Raw genomic sequence first — 2,650 nt, forward strand, 5'->3', positions numbered from 1 at the left:
CGGTCGCTTCCATGATTTCCCATTGTATGGGACGCCCTGTAGGGCTACGCTCGTAGAGCTACAGCTGTAGCCCTACAGATATTCACTTATGGGGGTCACGATGACACTGCCAACCCAGAGCACGTTGGAAGAACTCGACCCGGTGTTCGCGGAGATGGCGGCGGCGAGCTTCCGGCCGACCGCGTCCGGAGCGCAGCTGACGCCTCGCGAGCGCACCATCGTCAGCCTCGTCGCCGACGTCTGCGAGCAGATTCTCGGGACGCCGTTCGAACTGCACGTGCGCGCCGCCCTGAACAACGGCCTCGACGCCGACGACCTCCGCGAACTGCTGCGCTTCGTCTCCTACGACAGCGGCTACCCGGCGGCGCTCGCCGCCCTGGAGCGCCTGATCGAGGTCGAGCGCGAGCACGGCCTGCCCGGCCCGACGGGCCACCGCCACGAATTGAACGTGGCCGGCACCGGCAGCCCCATGCCCGCGACCCTGCGCACCGAGATGAACGCCATAGACCCGGGCTTCGCCGAATACATGGACCTCCAGTCCCGCATGCGCGCCGACATGTCCCGCATCAGCGTCCGCGAGCGCGCGCTCGCCAGCATGACGGTCGACGTCATTTATCAGACCCTTGAGGAGAGCTTCCGCATCCACGTCGGCCGCGCCCTCGGCGCAGGGGTGACGCCCGACGAGGTCCGGGCCGCCGTCCGCGCCACCGCGACGTTCGGGATGACGCGGGCCTGGCGGGCCTTGATCGTGCTTGACGGACTGCTTATTGATCTGGAGGTGTAGCAGGGGACGTAGATGTCCGGCTGTGCCTGAAGGCCTGCCCCCGACTAGGAGCCGCTTCCGCTCTGGTCGCTGCGGCCACGATCAACGCAGTACAGCGCGTGCCGACGCGTCGGACGGTTGGAAGACGGCGTGAATCGTCCCGTCGGGTTCGATCGAGGCCCACGGATGTCCGACGTAGGTTTGTTGGACGTATTTCTGGTTCGGGTTCAGCACCTTGTACAACTGCGGGTGCCCGTTGAAGTCGATCCAGCACACGTGCAACACCTTGCCGGAGACGTTGTCGAACTCGACGTAGGTGCTCTGTCGTGAGGGCTGGGCCATCAGTTGCTTCGCAGCGGACGGAGGCAAGGCGTCCAGCGTGGGCCACGTGCTGGACGGGGTCTGGGGTGCCGCCACGGACGGGTAGACCACAGGCGATTCGTGTGCGGTGCGCTGCCAGTGGTCCTGGCCCTGACGGGCTGTGGCAGTCGTGGCGTGGGTCGGGCCGAGGTGGCGAAGGCAGTCTCTGACGATGACTTCATAAAGGCGCTCCGCACTGTCCGGATCGCCACCGAGGCCGACCTGATCGGCGTAGGCCTGGCGCAGGTGCAAGGTGTACGGGTGTCCTGCTCCCAGTTGCTCGGTGCTGCGTTGAGCCAGGGCGGCGTAGGATCGGGCGGCGTCGTCGGCGATGCCGTTCTGCGCGAGCCGAGTGGGCCGATAGTGCCACGTCGACCGACGTGGGGGCGAAGGTCGGGCTCCAGAACCTCGTCGCCTCGCCAGCGCTGACGGCGATCAACGACAGCGGTCTGATCACGGGGTTCGGCTCCAACCGGGGCGACGTCGGCTTCACGATCAGCGGGGGCACCGTCACCAGGCTGCCGGCGCTGCCGGGCGGTGGTGTCGACGTCGAGCCGATCGCCGTCAACGACTCGGGCCTGATCGTCGGCCAGGCCGACACCAGCACCTCGGTCTTCCAGGCCGCCGCCTGGCAGAACGGCACCATCAGGGCCCTCGGCATGCTGCCCGGCAGCTTCACCTCCGAGGCGCTGGCGGTCAACTCGGCCGGACAGGCCGTCGGCGCCGACGTGGAGACCGCCGACACCGACGCGCACGCCGTGCTCTTCGCCAACGGCACGGTCACCGACCTCAACGCCCCGGGCACCGGAGCCGGTGACGCGGTGGCGAATGCGATCAACGACAGCGGCGTGATCGTCGGCGTCGGGGGCAACGGCCACGCGTTCGTCTACCAGAACGGCCACGCCGCCGATCTCAATGGCCTGATCGCCCCGGGATCCGGGTTCACCCTGCTCAACGCTGATGGGATCAACAATAACGGCGTGATCGTCGGGACGGCCTCCAACAGTGCCGGCCAGACGGTCGGCTTCGAACTCACCCCGATCGCGTAGAACATCTCCGGGCGACCGCCGTGATCGGGCCACCGCCGTGATCGCCGTCGCTACCCGAACGTGAACGAGTAGGCGCTCAGCCCGGGCGACAACGTCACCGTCAGGGTGCTGCGTTCCGGGGCGGACCGGTCGACGAGCGTGTAGATGTTCGGCGCCCCGGACACCGGATAACTGGTGGTCTTGCCGTCCACGGTGACGGTGATCGTGCCGGTGCCGCCGACGTCGAGGTACACCTTGCCGGCCATGAAGTTCAGCCGGATGCCGGAGTTCTGGCCGGCGGTCAGCGATTGCGAGGCCACCGTCCAGGACCCGGCGAGGGCGAACTCGTCGTCGGGGACGGTCGCCGGGTAGGTGAAGGTCTGCGTCCCGGAGTGGAACGTGCCGGCCTGGCCCGGGGCGAAGCTGTTCGCGCGCTCGGCGCCGAGGTAGGTCTCAGGGGTCTGCGTCGCGTTGGTGGGGGTGGTGTCGGGGACGTCGG

The 2,650-nt window shown here is 68.1% G+C and carries 3 protein-coding genes and 1 pseudogene; 2 read left to right on the forward strand and 2 right to left on the reverse strand.

Translation table 11 applies throughout. From position 1 onward, the window contains the following. Positions 1-100 precede the first annotated feature (100 nt). Entirely contained in the window at positions 101-784 is a 684-nt protein-coding gene (locus GWK61_RS53840) for a carboxymuconolactone decarboxylase family protein (RefSeq protein WP_194922172.1), read from the forward strand. An 81-nt stretch (positions 785-865) separates the two neighbouring features. Here the strand turns inward: GWK61_RS53840 and GWK61_RS53845 are convergent, their stop codons facing one another. Beyond that, the gene (locus GWK61_RS53845) at positions 866-1,375 is read right to left on the reverse strand and encodes a VHL beta domain-containing protein (protein WP_194922173.1); all 510 of its coding nucleotides are present in this window, start codon (positions 1,373-1,375) and stop codon (positions 866-868) included. 128 nt (positions 1,376-1,503) lie between these two features. Between GWK61_RS53845 and GWK61_RS53850 the strand changes: the two genes are divergently transcribed. Beyond that, positions 1,504-2,172: a hypothetical protein gene (locus tag GWK61_RS53850; protein WP_194922174.1), complete on the forward strand. Its 669-nt coding sequence runs from the start codon at positions 1,504-1,506 to the stop codon at positions 2,170-2,172. Positions 2,173-2,222: 50 nt separating this feature from the next. Here GWK61_RS53850 and GWK61_RS53855 read toward each other — a convergent pair. Beyond that, positions 2,223-2,650: pseudogene (locus tag GWK61_RS53855) on the reverse strand (cytochrome c biogenesis protein DipZ); the annotation flags it as partial.

The sequence above is a fragment of the Catenulispora rubra genome (assembly GCF_015356825.1).
Lineage (GTDB): Bacteria > Actinomycetota > Actinomycetes > Streptomycetales > Catenulisporaceae > Catenulispora > Catenulispora rubra.

What these genes read in the sequence shown, in the direction of transcription:
- GWK61_RS53840 (WP_194922172.1), top strand. Translation starts at nt 101, where the DNA reads ATGACACTGCCAACCCAGAGCACGTTGGAAGAACTCGACCCGGTGTTC.